General features: G+C 60.8%; 13 protein-coding genes and 1 pseudogene. 3 read left to right on the forward strand and 11 right to left on the reverse strand.

Features of this window, described 5'->3' with window-relative positions; translation table 11 throughout:
- The first annotated feature begins 36 nt into the window (after positions 1–36).
- Positions 37–951 (forward strand): sugar-binding transcriptional regulator, encoded by a 915-nt coding sequence (locus tag NKH29_RS24585; protein WP_352717644.1) that lies wholly within the window; start codon positions 37–39, stop codon positions 949–951.
- A gap of 52 nt (positions 952–1003) precedes the next feature.
- On the opposite strand, the gene NKH29_RS24590 is transcribed toward NKH29_RS24585, so the two are convergent.
- The 5 genes from NKH29_RS24590 to NKH29_RS24610 all read right to left on the reverse strand — a co-directional run bounded on the left by NKH29_RS24590 (position 1004) and on the right by NKH29_RS24610 (position 5886).
- On the reverse strand, positions 1004–1735 hold the full coding sequence (locus NKH29_RS24590; protein ID WP_031194992.1) for an ATP-binding cassette domain-containing protein: 732 nt from the start codon (positions 1733–1735) through the stop codon (positions 1004–1006).
- 2 nt (positions 1736–1737) lie between these two features.
- Positions 1738–2718, reverse strand: a complete 981-nt coding sequence (locus tag NKH29_RS24595) for an ABC transporter permease (protein WP_353000753.1) — start codon at positions 2716–2718, stop codon at positions 1738–1740.
- Positions 2719–2922: 204 nt separating this feature from the next.
- Positions 2923–3906: a sugar ABC transporter substrate-binding protein gene (locus NKH29_RS24600; protein ID WP_352848460.1), complete on the reverse strand. Its 984-nt coding sequence runs from the start codon at positions 3904–3906 to the stop codon at positions 2923–2925.
- 39 nt (positions 3907–3945) lie between these two features.
- Positions 3946–5151, reverse strand: a complete 1206-nt coding sequence (locus NKH29_RS24605; protein ID WP_352590911.1) for a mandelate racemase/muconate lactonizing enzyme family protein — start codon at positions 5149–5151, stop codon at positions 3946–3948.
- Positions 5152–5166: 15 nt separating this feature from the next.
- Positions 5167–5886 (reverse strand): FadR/GntR family transcriptional regulator, encoded by a 720-nt coding sequence (locus tag NKH29_RS24610; RefSeq protein ID WP_352484283.1) that lies wholly within the window; start codon positions 5884–5886, stop codon positions 5167–5169.
- Between the two features lie 351 nt (positions 5887–6237).
- Between NKH29_RS24610 and NKH29_RS24615 the strand changes: the two genes are divergently transcribed.
- On the forward strand, positions 6238–7227 hold the full coding sequence (locus NKH29_RS24615; RefSeq protein WP_353000780.1) for a Tim44 domain-containing protein: 990 nt from the start codon (positions 6238–6240) through the stop codon (positions 7225–7227).
- A gap of 277 nt (positions 7228–7504) precedes the next feature.
- Here NKH29_RS24615 and NKH29_RS24620 read toward each other — a convergent pair whose 3' ends face one another.
- From NKH29_RS24620 to NKH29_RS24645, 6 genes and pseudogenes are all read right to left on the reverse strand, one after another.
- Positions 7505–8620, reverse strand: a complete 1116-nt coding sequence (locus tag NKH29_RS24620) for a Fic family protein (RefSeq protein WP_352885455.1) — start codon at positions 8618–8620, stop codon at positions 7505–7507.
- 244 nt (positions 8621–8864) lie between these two features.
- Positions 8865–9176 (reverse strand): annotated as a pseudogene (locus NKH29_RS24625) (MarR family winged helix-turn-helix transcriptional regulator); the annotation flags it as partial.
- Between the two features lie 2 nt (positions 9177–9178).
- Positions 9179–11266, reverse strand: coding sequence for an AAA family ATPase (locus NKH29_RS24630; RefSeq protein ID WP_352911518.1), 2088 nt, complete (start codon positions 11264–11266; stop codon positions 9179–9181).
- Positions 11263–12402 carry a metallophosphoesterase family protein gene (locus NKH29_RS24635; protein WP_353000755.1) on the reverse strand — a complete coding sequence of 380 codons (1140 nt, stop codon included), beginning with the start codon at positions 12400–12402 and terminating at the stop codon, positions 11263–11265. The genes NKH29_RS24630 and NKH29_RS24635 overlap by 4 nt, the downstream gene beginning before the upstream one ends.
- A 168-nt stretch (positions 12403–12570) precedes the next feature.
- A complete protein-coding gene (locus tag NKH29_RS24640) occupies positions 12571–12822 on the reverse strand; it encodes a BrnA antitoxin family protein (protein ID WP_352590899.1) in 252 nt (83 codons plus the stop codon).
- 479 nt (positions 12823–13301) lie between these two features.
- Positions 13302–13514 (reverse strand): cold-shock protein, encoded by a 213-nt coding sequence (locus NKH29_RS24645; protein ID WP_031194806.1) that lies wholly within the window; start codon positions 13512–13514, stop codon positions 13302–13304.
- Between the two features lie 520 nt (positions 13515–14034).
- Here NKH29_RS24645 and NKH29_RS24650 point away from each other — a divergent pair.
- Positions 14035–14907: a ferritin-like domain-containing protein gene (locus NKH29_RS24650; protein ID WP_353000756.1), complete on the forward strand. Its 873-nt coding sequence runs from the start codon at positions 14035–14037 to the stop codon at positions 14905–14907.
- Positions 14908–15190: the final 283 nt, after the last annotated feature.

Raw genomic sequence — 15190 nt, forward strand, 5'->3', positions numbered from 1 at the left:
AGTTCCGTCACGGCCGATCGCGAGGAAGGGCTGCTCGTGCGCGCCGCCTGGCTTGCTTATGTCGGTGACCTCACCCAGGCGCAAATCGCCAAGTCTCTTGGCCTGACCCGCCTTCGCGTCAACCGGATGCTGGCGCATGCGCGCCAGCGGGGGATCGTTCAGATTCGCATCAATTCCAAGGTGGCGAACTGCATCGAGTTGGAGAATCGGCTGCGGGACGCCTATGGTGTCTCGGATCCAATCGTGGTCCCGACACCGCCGGATCCTGCTCTGGTGCCACAGGTCATCGCAGCCGCCGCCGGCGAAGCCCTGTCGCTTAGAATCCGTGACGGGATATCGGTGGGCGTGGGATGGGGGCGGACGCTCCAGCTCAGTCTGCGGTCGGTGACCGTGCGCCCGGTCAAAGGAATGTCGATCGTTTCCCTGCTTGGCGGGCTCACACGTGGATCGGCGATCAACATCTACGAGATCGCTTCCCGGCTCGCGGCGCTCTTCGACGCGGAATGCTTCTACATCGCAGCACCGGTGTTCACGGATACCGAGGCCACACGCGATCTGCTTATGCGCCAGTCAATTCTGGAAGATGCTTTCACCCATGCCCGCGACGTTGACGCCGCTTTCGTTTCGGTGGGCGCGGTGCACAAGGACGCCACCATCTTTCGGATCGGACTGGTAGGGGACGATGATCTCAGATCGCTCCGCCAAGCCGGAGCTGTCGGCGATATTTGCGGCCACTGGATCGGCGCCGACGGACAACTGGTCGATCACCCGCTAAACAGTCGCGTCATCGGCCTCGCCCCCGAACATCTGCGCGACGTCGACACTGTGATCCTGCCCTCCGGCGGCCTCGACAAGGTTCCGGTGCTGCGCGCCGTGTTGCGCTTGGGTGTCGTCGATGTGCTGATCACCGACGAGAAAACCGCTGAGGCGATCCTTACGGAAAAGCCGTAGCGCAGACTGATCTCCACCAGCAGAGTGGCTCGCGAGTGATTGCTTCTTCACGTCACAGCACCTCGTGGATTTCCTCGATCGAAGTCTCGCCGATCGGCTTGTCCAGAACGATCTCTCCGCGCGCCATCGCCACGACCCGGTCACAGCATTCGAAAACATGATGCATGTTGTGGCTGATGAAGACGCTAGTGATGTTCTGGGCCTTGAGGCCACGAACGAAGCCGATCACCTTTCGCGTTTCCTTCACCGAGAGATGGTTGGTTGGCTCGTCGAGAATCATGACTTTCGACTTGAAGTGCATGGCCCGGGCGATCGCCACGCCTTGGCGCTGGCCGCCCGACAGTTCGCCGACCAGCGCGTCGGGCGACCGCAGATGCAGGTCGACGTCGGCGATCGCCTTGACGCTTTCGTCACGCATGCGCTTCTGGTCCAGGATGCCGATACCGAAAACCGAACCCTTCACCGGCTCGCGTCCGATGAAAACGTTGCGGGCGATGGTCATGGTCGGGACCATGGAATTGTACTGGTAGATCGTCTCGATGCCGCGTTCCATGGCGTCGCGCGGGTTAGAGAAGCGGACCGGTTCACCTTCGATCCTGATCTCGCCGCCATCGGGCTTTTGGGTGCCTGAGAGGATGTTGATCAGCGTCGATTTGCCGGCGCCATTGTCGCCGACGAGGCCCAGTGCCTCGTCGGGATAGATATCCAGCGTAACGTTTTTCAAGGCGTGGACGCCGGAATACCATTTCTGGAGTCCCTTGATCGCGATGATGGGGGCCGCCATGATCAGGTCTCCACCTTCATTGCCCTGCCCCGCTTTCGAAGCCATGCGTTCATGACGACCGCGAAGATAGTCAGAAAGCCGATCGCCATCTTGAACCAGTTGGCGTCAACCTGGCTCAGCACCAGTCCGTTGTCGATGACGCGGATAAGGGCAGCCCCGATGATGCCGCCGAAGATGGTGCCGATGCCACCAGCCAACGAGGCGCCACCGATGACGGCAGCCGACACGGCCTGCAGCTCCAGCCCCTCGCCGATCGACGGCAGCGGGGCGCCGAGCCGCATCACCTGAATGGTACCGGCAAAGCCGGCGAGCACCGAACAGATCATGAAGCAGGCGACCTTCACCCGGGCCGTCGGGATGCCCATCGATTGCGCGGCGGGCAGAAAGCCGCCGGTGGCGCGCACCCAGTTGCCGAAATTCGTGTGCGACAGGAGCACGGTCACCAGGATTGCCATGGCGAGAAACCAGAAGAACGACATGCGAAAGAGGTCGCCCGGTCCCACATAGACCGTAAACAGCCATTTGGGCAGAGCGTTAGCTGGTATGACAGGAGGGAAGCCGCCGGAGATTACCACCGTCAGCGAACGCGCGATGAACAGCATACCAAGCGTGGTGATGAAGCTTGGTATCGCGAAACGAATCGTTATGAACCCGTTGAAGAAGCCGATGAGGGCAGCGATCGCGAGGCCGGCGGCAAAGGCCGGCGCGAACGGAACGCCTGCCGCGAGCATCACCGCCATGGTCATCGGGGTCAGCGCAAAGACCGAGCCCACCGAAAGATCAAACTCACCGCATATCATCAGCAGGGTCACGCCGATCGCGACCAGCCCCATTTCGGGCAGCAGCCCAAGCATTCCGCGAAGGTTCTGTGTGTTCAAAAATACGCCGTTCGAGCGAATCTGAAAGACGATGAGGAGCAGGAGCAGGAACACGACCGCCGCAAGCTCCGGCTTCTCCAGATAAATCTTCATCAAACGCTTCATCATTCGCTCCGGCTCGGGATCGTTTCCGCTGGTTATCGCATCGGCAAAGGGGATGGCGGCAGTCTGTCTTCTACCGCCCTTGACGGGGAAGATGCCGCTGGAGGATGGGGACGGAGCCAACGCCTAAGACCGTGTTGCCTGGCCCTCCCCCTTGTCCAGCCGACCTCTCCCCGTAAGAACGAGGAGAGGACGCCGGCTTCGTGCCTACCGCACGCCCTTTGCGGCCAGTCCCTTGAGCTTTGGCACGTCTTCCTTGACGATGATGCCCTTGCCGGTGTCGATGTCTGCCGGCAGCAGACCGACGTTCTTGGCGAGATAGGCTTCCATCACCGGCATGAAGCCCTGCATGTAGGGCTGCTGGTCGACCTGGACCTGGATATAACCCGCTTCCATCTGTTGCAGGACTTCCGAGACGATATCAAAGCCGCCCATCAGCACCTTGCCCGGCTCGATGCCGCGATCGATCAGTACCTGGGCGACGTAGGCATGCCAAAGGCCGGTGTCGAAATACACCGTGGTGTCCGGGTGGGCAGACAGATAGGCGCCAACACGATCGGCGACGACGGCGCCATCTGTGCCGGTGTCGAGCCGTTCAATGACCACTTCGCGTCCGCCATTCGCGGCCTTGTATTCCTCAAGGAACTTCATGACGCCGGCAGCGCGCTGTTCCGACCAGTTCTGACCGGGCGCGGAGACGCCGACGAGGGCCCTGATCTTGCCTTCCTTGGGGAAGAACTCGGACATCTTCTTGCCGAGTTCGTAGCCGGCGGGAATGAAGCCCTGGCCGATGAAAGCCTGGCGGGCATTGCCGGCTGCTCCCTCGGTGTCGTCGACATTGGATGCGATGACCGTGACGCCGGCAGCGCGGGCGTCGGCGATGATCTGGTCGAAGGCATTGTTGTCGACGATCGAGGTGATCAGCGCGTCCGGGTTTGCCGCGAGCGCCGCCTGCATGTTGGCCGATTGTTGCTCGATCGAGCCTTCGGTCTGCGTGAAGACCATCTGGCAATTGGCCTGGATCTTGGCGCAGGCGTCGTCAAACCCCTTCTTCACAGCTTGCCAGAACGGGTTTGACGCCGACGAATGATGTGTGAAAACGATTTTCATCGGCTCCTGCGCGCGTGAGCCGATTGCCGAGCCTCCAGCCAGTACTGCTCCCAAGGCTGCCGAGATAAGTAGCTTCTTCATGGTTCTCCTCCTCCGTAGAAAGCTGCTTCAGGTTCATTTTCAGAGAGTCGATGCGTCGGTCACCCGTCGAAGCGCCGTGAAGGCGCGATCGATCTCCGGGTTCAGTTCCATGCCGAGGCCCGGTCCGGAAGGCACGGTGATCATGCCGTTCTTCACCTGCGGCAAAGCGGTCACAAGGTCGCGGTACCAGGTCTTGTAGAAGGCCCTGACACTCTCCTGGACGAGCGCGTTCGGCGCATTGAGCGCCAGGTGGGTCGATGCGCCGAGCACAACTGGACCGGTGCAGTCGTGTGGCGCGACCGGCAGGTGCCATGCTTCAGCCATGGCAGCGATCTTGCGCGCCTCCGAGAGCCCGCCGCACCAGCTGATATCGAGCATAATGACGCCGGCCGCCCCGGTCTCGAGAAGGTCACGGAAGGCCCACCGGGAACCGAGCGTCTCCGAAGCCGATATCGGCGCCAGCGAAGCCTCGGCATAGCGTTTCAGGCTGGACAGGCTGTCCATCCTGATCGGATCTTCGTGCCAGAAGGTCTTGTAGGGGGCAAGCTCGCGGGCGATCTGCATGGCCGGCAGCAGCTGCCACATTGAATGGAATTCAACCATGATGTCCATCTTGTCGCCGACCGCATTGCGGATTTTCTCGAATGGCGCCAGCGCGGAATTCAAATCAGGCTGCGAAATATACAAGCCGCGCGTTTTCTCGGCGGCCATGTCGAAGGGCCAGATCTTCATGGCCGTGATGCCTTCCTCCAACAACGAATGCGCCAGTTCGTCGGCGCGGTGAAGGAAGCCGTTCAGATCATCATAGGCGTCGCCGGGCTTATCGAGCCCGTAATTGGCCGTCGTCTGGCCGGTGGTCTTCTTGATGTATTCGGTACCGGCACAGGTGTTGTAGGTCCTGATCTCGTGCCGGGTGAAACCGCCGAGGAGTTGTGCGATCGGCTGACCCGTCGCCTTTCCGAACAGATCCCACAGTGCGATATCGAAAGCGGAGTTGCCCCTGACTTCCGCGCCCGTCGATCGGAAACCGAGATAGCCGACGAGATCGGCGGCAAGCAGGTCGATCTGCAAGGGGTTGCGCCCGATCACGCACGGCGCGACATATTCGTGCAGATAGGTCTCGACGGTTTCGGCCATGAAGAAGGTCTCGCCCAGCCCAACGAGGCCTTCGTCCGTGTGAACCAGGACCCAGAGAAGGTTCGGCCGCTCCTTGAGCCGCAGCGTTTCCAGTTTCGTGATCTTCATCGCGCACCCCGCTCCTCAGGCGATGCCAGCCGCCAGCAGGGCCTTGACGCTCTCGTCAAAATGCCTCGCCATCAGGTCGCGAGCGGACTGAGGATCACCGGTCTCGATTGCTTCGGCGAGATCGATATGGATTTGGATCATCTCCAACTGCTCGGCATCCGAAGGGCGGCTCCGCCAGCCGATCGGCCAGGTCTGGCGCGATACGCGCTCGAACGCGCCGACGATGAGGCTGAAAACCGGATTCTTTGCAGCCTTGGCGATTTCGAGGTGAAAGGCGAGATCGTGCTCCATGACCTGTTCCGGCCGCTGGAAATTCTCGCGCATGGCGAGCGCATGCGTCCTGATCCTTTCCACTTCGTCGGCTGTTCTGCGCAAGGCCGCCAGCATGGCGGTGCGGGTCTCAATCGTGCGGCGCACGTCGTAGATTTGCTGCACCGTGATCTGCTCGGTGTGGACGCCATGCTCGATCACCAGCGACATGGCGCCATAATCCAGCTCGGCGACGGTAGCCCGTCTGCCTGCCCTCAGGTCGATAAGCCGCATGGCGGCGAGCGAGCTGAAGGCCTCGCGAACCACGGTGCGCGAGACGCTCAATTGTCTCGAAAGCGCGGCCTCGCTGGGCAGCCGGTCGCCGGGCCCGAGTTCATGCGCGCGAATATGGCGCGTGATCTCGCCGATCGTATTGCTGACCAGGCTCGCTGCGTCGGAATGTTTTGCGGATACCGCCGTGCTCACGCGATCTCCAGTTCAGGGGGCCAACCTGTATGGCAGGTTTGCCTGAGGTGTTGATAGTATGCGAGAAAGATGTATGTCAAGATCAGGCGGGCCGGCGTCGTCGCCAAGAGACCGATGGCAAGAGGCTTGCACGAACGATGCTCTTGACGCGACCGTCGCCGGGTCGGCCGGGTGCAGGAGCCCGCGCGGTCGAGCAGGCGATTGTCTGCTTGGTGCGCTCGACATTCTCGTCGTGAACAGCGGCGTGCCGCCGACCATGTCGTTCGAATTTTCTTGGCGGATGATTCACTGATATTTCGATCGACGCACCCCATATGAGCGGAAAGAGTGTCACTTGAGGACTTGCCTATGCTGATTTCGCGTTCAGGACGGTTTGCAATTTTGTTTGCGGGATTGTTCCTGGCATTTTCCATGGTCGCTGTGGATCACGCCGATGCGCGCCGTGGCGGCAGCTTCGGCAGTCGCGGCATGCGCACTTTCCAGCCGGTCCCGCCGACCAGGACGGCGCCACAGCCTTCCGCACCGGTCGAGCGCTCGATGACGCCCAATGCGGCAACGAACAATGCGGCCCGCCAGCCGCAGGCATTCCAGCGTCCAGGCTTCTTCAACGGCCTCGGTGGATCGATGATGCGGGGGCTGCTGCTCGGCGGCTTGATCGGCGTTCTTTTGGGCCATGGGTTCGGCGGCTTGGCCGGCATGTTCGGCCTTCTCCTTCAAGTGCTGCTGATCGGCGGCGTGGTCATGCTGGCCATTCGCTTTTTCCGCTCGCAATCGGCGCAAAACCCAGAGCCCGCTATGGCCGGTGCCTCGCGAGGTGCTGGGAGCTTTGGGCGAAGCGCAGCAGCCCGGCCCGAGCCGAGCAACGTCCAAGCATTCCCCATTCCAGGCATCGGGTCGGGATTTGGCGGAACGAGCCAGGCCAGCCCTTCCGATGAGATCGCGCTCACTAAAACCGACCTCGACACGTTCCAGCAACGGCTGACGGAAGTTCAAGAAGCATTCGGGCGCGAGGACCATGCTGCCTTGCGCCGGTTGGTGACGCCCGAGATGGTTTCCTATCTGTCCGAGGAACTTGCCGATAATGCCAAAAAGGGCGTCCGGAATGACGTGTCGGACGTCAGCCTGTTGGAGGCCGATATTGCGGAAAGCTGGCGGGAGAATGACCGCGACTACGCGACCGCTGCTTTGCGCTACGAGTCTCGCGACGTGACCCGCGATCGCATCAGTGACAAGATTGTCGAGGGCCAGGCCGATCAGCCGACAGAGACAACCGAACTGTGGACCTTTACGCGGCAGAACGGCGGTGACTGGAAGCTTGCCGCAATACAGCAGCCGAGCTGATGTGCCCGGCCTTGATGTCTGCCAAGAGTTTTGTTCAGGTTTCTCGCTACCACTCGAAGGCCAGCGCGCCCCTTCCGCGCGCTTCTTTCCCCCAACGCGCGTTGAGGTAACATTATACCACCGGCTTCAACCGGGACCGGACAATCAGCATCGCACCGCGCGACTTTTTGCGTTTCCGGTCTCGTGTAACCCAATCGACGAACCTCCTGCCGGGTTGCAGCCCGCCACCCCTCGATGCTCAGGCAGGCAGGCTCTTTGACAGCCTGCCTCTTCTGGTTTACGTGGGGCCATCAAGAATGTTCAACGCGTAACGTGTGTGTCGCCGTTCGCCGGTTCTTATCAGTGCACCGTTGGCAACGAGGTCCTGCAAATCTCTTGTTGCCGTCGCGCGCGATGCCTGCGTGATGGCGATATAATTCTCGGCGCTGAGCCCCCCTTTGAACCCGTCGATGCCCGCGCGGAACATCCGGGCGATGACCTTTTCCTGGCGCTCGTTGAAGTGATCCCGGTAGCGTTCGTGAAACTTGGCCTTGACGACGGAGAATTCGACACGAGCGAGCGTTACGCGCTGCGCTTCGAGGATCGTGTTGGCGAAGTAGAGCAGCCAATCTGTTACCGCGTTGCTCGTGTTGCTGGCCTCCAGATGGTCGTAGTAGGCCTTGCGGCGGCGCTCTATCGTATAGGCCAACGCGATGAGGCTGGGCTCACCCAGATTTTGCGCCAGCGCCTTTTCGCAGAGGGCACGGCCTATGCGACCGTTGCCATCCTCGAACGGGTGAATGCTCTCGAAATAAAGGTGCGCGATAGCGGCACGCGTCAACGCTGGGAGCGGTGTCTTGCCTTTGGGTGAGGTATCGTTGAACCAAGTAGTGAAGGCATCCATTTCGGGTTTCACCCGCGCGGAGGGCGGCGTTTCGAAATGAACTTTGGGCTTATCCAGCCGATTGGAAACGATCTGCATGGCATCGGCATGCTGGCGGTAGTTGCCGATGGTCTCGATACGACGCTCACCCGACATCACCATCGTATGCCAAGCGTAAAGAGTGCGATGCGTCAGCGTATCGGCAAAATGCAAGTAGACATCGGCCATCATTTCAGCGATGCCCCGCTCGGCAGGCGGAATGCGCCTGGTCTCGCCGCCCAGACCAAGTTGCTGGCGCAGGGATGATTGCAGGCTCTCGCGGTCGAGGTACTCCCCCTCAATCGCGGATGTCTTCAAGGCCTCTTCGCTGATAAGATCGATGCGGATCTGGTCGCGATCGTCGGAACCGACATGACGAAAGACGCCTAGGAACTCGCCCGATCGCAACAGGAACTCGCTTTCCAGCGGTTCCAACGCCTTCTTATCGTAGGTAAAATGCGGCCAGTCCGCTTGCTCCCAATTCCATACCATGAGTGATAGGGCACCTTGCTATAACTCACGATAGCAACAATTGTGAGCTATAGCAATCTTCTCTATGCCTCAGAAGTCGCGGCTTTGCCCCGGCGCGATCCAACGGCTAACCATCCAGATCAATTTAATCATGCTTGTAGGGCCGCCGCATTGCGGGCCGCGCTCAATCGTTGCTCGAACGTTTCGGTTTTTTCTCCCAGCTCAATGAGCGGCTTAAGTTCTTCATACCCCGCACGTGCAGCGACACGCGACGTGGTGCGACGGGATGACAACGGCGTGTGACCAGGCCGCATGCTTCCAGCCGCTTGAGCAACGGCGTCAGCGTCGCCGAATCAAGCCCAAGCACTTCGCCAAGCTCGCCCACCGTGCTTGGCGCTCGCTCCCATAGCGCGAGCATCGCCAGATATTGCGGGTAGGTCAGCCCCAGCGGATCGAGCAGCGGCCGGTAAAGCCGGGTCATCAGCCCGCTTGCCGAATAGAGCGCAAAGCAGAGCTGCTGATCAGGCCGCCGAATCCCGCCGGAAGCCGCCGGGAGGTCCTCGGGTCTGGTTGTGATCTCTAAGGGGGCATGCTGCCTTTGCCGGAAGTAGCACCGCCGATCAACTCCTGCTGGATCTGCTCTCCCTCGTCGAGCGCGCGGCGGGCCTTCTTGCGTGCCAGCTCGACCTCCTCCCAGGCCGCGAGCGCATCAATGCGGGCAGAGGTATGATCCTCGATCGTTTCGATCAGACGCTCGGGCGAGAATTCCAGGCACTCTGCCAGTAGCTCGCTGGCCACCTCGCGAAGTTCGGAGAGTACAGCCTGATCGTCCAGGTCGATCTGTGCAAGCTGGTCGCGGATACGTGTGATGGCGGCTGTTGTTTCGGTGAGGCTGCGGAGCGTTGTCCGGATCTCCGCGAGCTCTCGCGCGTTGGCCAGCCGAACCGCTGCAACACTGTCGTCACGCGCCAATAGCGCCTCGAAATCGTCAGCAGTTTGGCCAGTAAGTTCGCCCCGATGCCTGGCCCACGCCTTGTCTCGGGCGCGGCGGATGGCGGCGGCGGCTTCATCGTCGGGCACATCGATCGAGGCACGAAGCGCATCCAGGCGAGCCGAGAGCAGGTCGTGACTCTCCTGGTATTCGGCGAGACGTTCGCAAAGGACAGCCCTGCCCTTTCCCAACCCAGCTGCCCGCACCTTCCATGCACCAACTTGCGTGACACTCGGGACGGGCACCCTGGCCAGTGCCCCGGCGTCTCCGGACCAGGGATGCAGTCGAGCGATTGCCGCCTCCCATCGAACCGTGCTCGCGTCCTCCGCCTCGCGGGCCATCCTGAGGTCTTTTAGGTGCCCGCTGGCTCGCGCTTTCGACAAGGCCGAGGCCAGCCTTGCCCTGGCAGGTTCGGGCACCCCCCTCTCTTGCCCAACCCGCTCGCGTGCCGCCTGAAGTGCATCGAGCGCCGCCGCGCATTCGTTGCGGGCAACGCGTACGCCGGTGGTGATTCCCGATCGCTCTTCGAGCATGGCGCGAACAGCGCCGACTGTGGCAGCAGGCAAAAGCAGCGCAGCCGGATCTGCCTCGGACGATCTTCCAAGGGCGGCAAGGCAATTCGCCACGGCGCTGTCGAGTATCTGCAGCTCGGTCCTGCGGCTTGGCAGGTCAAGGCCTGCGGAGACATGGCGCACTTTGCGATCCGCGAGCGCCCGAACCCGCTCGGACATTGCCAGGATCGCCTCGTCCACATCGACCGACACGATTTTCGTCGTCACTCGCTCGGCGTCGTCGATGTTCCCTGACAGCCGCGTTCTCAGGCTGGCGTCGTCATCGATCAATCCGGTGACGGTGCCTGTCCAGGTCCGCAATGGTGAAGCGATGTCAGGCAGCTCGGCAAGCTGGGCCGCCTTGCGTCGAATGTCGGCGAGGATCGGCATAGCGCGAAGGTACCTGGCAATGGTGTCAAGCCGAGCCGACAGCAATGATCGTTCAGCAATACTGCGGTCGTATTTTTCCGCCGCGTCAAGACGTTCGGCCTCAAGGCTCTCAAAAGTCGAGGCCAAGGTGTCGATCGCGTCCCTGCGCGACTTGAGTTCCGCAAGGCGCTTCTTGAGCAGCGCAAGTTCGGTTCCGTGAGCCTGCTTGCGATAGAGCCCGTCCGCTTCGGTCTCTAGCGCGCTCAACATGTCGCTCGCATGCCCAAGACCGGCGCTGGCCGTGAACAGGAGCTTGCCCAGGTCGCCACGCGACTCCAGGATTGATTTTCCGCCTGCTTCCAGCGTCTCGTCGTCCAGCGAGAACATGGTCTCGTATGCGTCCCGCGACAGACCTGCGAGATGGGCTGCTATCGCCACCTCGCTCACCGGTTGCTCCATTGCGTTCAGCAGCGAGTTGGTGCGCTGCTTCGTGCGCGTGAATGTGTGCTCAGTGCCGGCGAGTTCGAGCACCCCGCCTATACGCATCGCGCTGTACTCGTGCAGGAAATTGTAGCGGCTGCGTTCCTCGATACCGAACAGCAGGTCCAGATAACCGGAAAGTGCGGTCGACTTGCCGGCCTCGTTCAGCCCGAACACAATGTGGAAGTCGGGACCGGACTCCGGCCTTGGGCCGAATTCGATCGTCCCGTCGGTGAACTTTCCATAACGAATAAGATCAAGGCGCCGGAGCCTCATTGCGCTCCACCTGCTTTGAGGCGGGCCGTGACCAGGTCGGCACCGCTGGCAAGCACCTTGTCGATGAACAGTTCCAGCCCAGCTTCGTCCCGTCCGGCGAAGTCGCGCCCGTCCGGCGGCAGATCGGCAATCATCTTTTGGACAAGCGCCCTCGCCTCGGCGCGGAAGGCCTCAGACTTGACATTGGCATGCATGGATTGCGCGAGTTCGAAAATCGGATCGGCGACGTCATCGGCTGTTTCCGCGCTCTGTGGAGCGAGATCAAGCTCAAGTTTTTCGACCCATGTGTCGCCCGTCTGCTCCGCCGCCTGCTCGGCTTCGGCCAGCAGCAGGTCCCTGTCGCGGATCAGCGCGCATGACAACGGCGACGCCCCGGCCAGTCCGAGACGGACCACAACGTGGCGGGATCTGACGGAACCCCGGATACCTTCGAGCGCGGAACGGACACGGCCGACGACCTCAGACCATTCGACCGTCCCGGTCAGATCGACGCTCGCCCGCTCGAACTGCGCGATACTGGTCAGTTTTTCCTCGATCTCGACGGACCGGTCTTCTCGTATCGTGACCAGAGTGGCGGATTTCTCTCCGGCCTCGTTGATGTCCCTGCCCTGCGGCATTCCCGTCATCACAACGGTGCTTGCTCCAGGATGGACTTGGCGCACGTGGATGTGCCCAAGCGCCCAATAGTCAAAACCATGGCCGTGCAGGTCAGCGATGCTGCAAGGGGCATAGACATCGTGACCGGGCGATCCAGCGAGGCTGGTGTGCATGATGCCCACATTGACCGCCCCTTCCCGGGCCGCCGGATACTTGGGCAGCAGGCTTTCCGGCGCCTTTGGGTTCGCGAAGCTCAATCCATGGAATGCGACGTCAAGCCCGCCGGCCGTTTGCAGCACCGACTGGGGGCGGCCGCCGAAGATCGTGACCGTGTCAGGAAAAACGAGCTGTTTCGATATGCGCGATAAGGCAATGACGAGCGCATCGACACGTTCCGCAAGGCAGAGGTCTATTATCGAGACAAATGCCTGGCGACTGGCGTCCCCCACGAGTTCGGCAAGATCAGGGTTTCGCAGCACCAGCGAACGTAGCGGCGAGTCGAGGTGAATGTCGGCCGTGTGTACGAATCGAAATGCCATTCGGGTCTCCGCCCGGAGCATAGAGGGGTTCGGCCGCGGCTCGATGAAAAAATTCCAGGATGCGCGTTGTCGGTTGTCCAAATGGTGCGCAATCGCTTACGCTTATACTTCCGTTCAACTCCATCTGCGTCGCCGCTATCAGCGCCGTGCCGATCAGTAGTCGTCTGATCATTTGTCATCGGCATTGGTCGGTTCTTTGGAGATAGCGCGCCGCAAGGTGTCGTTGATCCGATCCTGCCAGCCTGGTCCATCTTCCTGGAAGTGGTCCAGCACCGCCCTATCGATCCTGATCGAAACAAGCTCTCTGATATTTGGAGCAGCCGACGGTTCGCGAACCGGCGCCGCCGGCTTTTTGATCGGCTTGAAGGCGGCTTCAGCGGCTGACATCGGATTTGTGGGTCGGCGTGGAGGATTTGCCATTTGGATGATCCTGACTGGTCATAATGCTTGTCGAGCGCCTCATAGCGAATGCGCATCATAACCAATGTACCGCAGCCCACACAAAAAGAAAAAGGCCGGACTGTTGAGCCTGGCCAAGTATGAAGGCAGCTTAAACCTACAAAGGGGGAGGAAAAATCCGACGCGATGTCCATGTGGGGCCAAACTCAGGCTATCTTCAATGACATTGCTGTAGGATACAACAAGCCAAAGTGCTCCACGGGGCAACACCACGTCGCCAACCATCCTACGCTGGAGGACGCAAACGCGAAAAACGCGGGGGACTTCCCGCCTTCCGTTACCTGACAACCTGGTTCACACGATCGTTTCTGAAGCGTCGCAGCAATCTGCTGCCCAGGTCTCTCCATCACACCAAGCTTCGCGCGCTTTTTTTACACGGCGGTCAGTACATTCGCGACTTGCCGCGCTCCTGCGGCTTTCGCCACGGCGCGCCAGAGAAATCAACCCGCTTTGCGGAGATTGCCAGCAGAAGACTTGCCGGTACGTCGGTCCTGCTCGATGTCGTAGTTGATCTTTTGGCCCTCAACGAGGTTCGACAAACCAGCGCGCTCGACGGCGGAGATGTGAACAAAAACGTCCTGACCGCCATCGTCGGGTTGGATAAACCCAAACCCTTTAGTGCTGTTGAACCACTTCACGGTTCCAGTTGCCATGTGCATATACTCCTTGTGACTTCCCAGCGTGTTTGATCCGACGAAGAGGCCAGACCGGTTCATAGATAGACGCAGCAAAAGCGAGAAATCGCAAGGCCGGATGGATCGACCAGAATACCAACTTCTCTCGGATGGCCCACTCGTCTCACAAGTCGACAGGAATTTTCCTTTCCGGCGTGAAGCCCCTCCAGCCATCCTTGCTGTCCTGGGTTATCACGGCCCGCTCGTTTCCCTCCGGCCCTTAGCTTGCCGACTTGCGTTTCGAGTTCTTGGTCGACCGTGCTGACGCGGGCGTAGCCTATCCGGCTCATAATGTGTCACCTCAATGTCTGGACTCGAGGCTTGGTCACAAATAGTCGATGCCAACTCCGACGTTACGCTGCCCAAAAAGCCATTGATCCGGGAGCAACCCCTGCAAAGTCCGACCTTTACAGGAACATTTCGCCTATGGCGGAGTTGGGCGCGTTGCCCGCGATAAGGTGCCAAACAGGTGACGCCGGCGGGCTTTTGGGAGGAAGCCATGATACGTGCCATCCCTTCACTCCACCTTTCCCGTCGCCGCGCATTGCAGTTTGGGCTGGGAGCCAGCCTCGCCGCCACGACGGGCCTGGCGCCGGTTTCTCGCGCCTATGCCAAGGAGGAACTGCAGGACGAGGACATTTTCCGCTTTGCGCTCAACTTGGAATACATGGAGGCCGAATACTACCTTCGCGGCACCACCGGAAAGGGCATCGACGCCGCCGATGCCGGTTCCAAACCCGGCGATGTGGTCGGCGGAAAGAAAGTGTCCTTCGAGACACCCGCCATCGGCGAATTCATGCAGGAGGTTGCTGAAAACGAACTCGCGCATGTCCGGTTCTACCGCAAGACGCTTGCAAAGAACGCAGTCGACAGGCCGGCCATCGATTTCGATGCTGGGTTCAAAGCGGTTGCGGAGGCAGCGGGCCTCGGGCGGGACTTCGACCCCTTTGGCAACGAAACGAACTTTGTTCTCGGCGGCATGCTGTTCGAGGATGTCGGCGTCACCGCCTATGCCGGTGCTGCGACGCTTCTGAAGAACAAGGACTTCCTCGCCGCCGCGGCGGGCATATTGGCGGTCGAGGCCTACCACATGGGAATGGCGCGCTCCACTCTATACCGGAAGGGAGAGAAAGGCTGGAAGGCCGCCAACGCCGTCTCCGATGCACGAGACAAGATCGACGGGCCGGAAGACAAGGACCAGGGCATCCAGGTGAATGGCAAGGCCAATTTCGTTCCCTCGACGCCCGACGCGATCGCGTTCACCAGGACGCCGAAAGAAGTGCTGCGGATCGTCTATCTCACCGACAAGGACGGCGTCAGCAAGGGTGGCTTCTATCCGGAAGGGATGAACGGGACCCTGAAGAGCACCTGACCCGCTCGCGACCGGCGATCGGATCGCCGGAAGAGACGCAGCGGACCTGCGGTCGGCACTGCTGGTACGGCTGCGCGACGATCACGATTCAAATCCGCTGCAGGAGTCCCCACCCAAGATTGATTGAATTCCGAACCGCGATCATTGCGGCGTTCACAAGAACGTCAGGAAAGTGCGCTCGGTTCGTTCCGATGGACGGAACGAACCGACCGCTTTGCCGAGAAGCAGGCTCTGCAGTTGGTGCGGCGAGAACCGCCAATTTTCCCGCATTGTTCCGTACGGC

This window comes from Mesorhizobium sp. M1295, assembly GCF_040318135.1.
GTDB lineage: Bacteria > Pseudomonadota > Alphaproteobacteria > Rhizobiales > Rhizobiaceae > Mesorhizobium.

Bases quoted from the DNA above. Each gene is read 5' to 3' on its own strand.
- NKH29_RS24650 (WP_353000756.1), top strand. From the start codon at position 14,035: ATGATACGTGCCATCCCTTCACTCCACCTTTCCCGTCGCCGCGCATTG.
- NKH29_RS24590 (WP_031194992.1), bottom strand. From the start codon at position 1,735: ATGGCGGCCCCCATCATCGCGATCAAGGGACTCCAGAAATGGTATTCC.
- NKH29_RS24645 (WP_031194806.1), bottom strand. From the start codon at position 13,514: ATGGCAACTGGAACCGTGAAGTGGTTCAACAGCACTAAAGGGTTTGGG.
- NKH29_RS24620 (WP_352885455.1), bottom strand. From the start codon at position 8,620: ATGGTATGGAATTGGGAGCAAGCGGACTGGCCGCATTTTACCTACGAT.
- NKH29_RS24595 (WP_353000753.1), bottom strand. From the start codon at position 2,718: ATGAAGCGTTTGATGAAGATTTATCTGGAGAAGCCGGAGCTTGCGGCG.
- NKH29_RS24640 (WP_352590899.1), bottom strand. From the start codon at position 12,822: ATGGCAAATCCTCCACGCCGACCCACAAATCCGATGTCAGCCGCTGAA.
- NKH29_RS24630 (WP_352911518.1), bottom strand. From the start codon at position 11,266: ATGAGGCTCCGGCGCCTTGATCTTATTCGTTATGGAAAGTTCACCGAC.
- NKH29_RS24600 (WP_352848460.1), bottom strand. From the start codon at position 3,906: ATGAAGAAGCTACTTATCTCGGCAGCCTTGGGAGCAGTACTGGCTGGA.
- NKH29_RS24605 (WP_352590911.1), bottom strand. From the start codon at position 5,151: ATGAAGATCACGAAACTGGAAACGCTGCGGCTCAAGGAGCGGCCGAAC.
- NKH29_RS24635 (WP_353000755.1), bottom strand. From the start codon at position 12,402: ATGGCATTTCGATTCGTACACACGGCCGACATTCACCTCGACTCGCCG.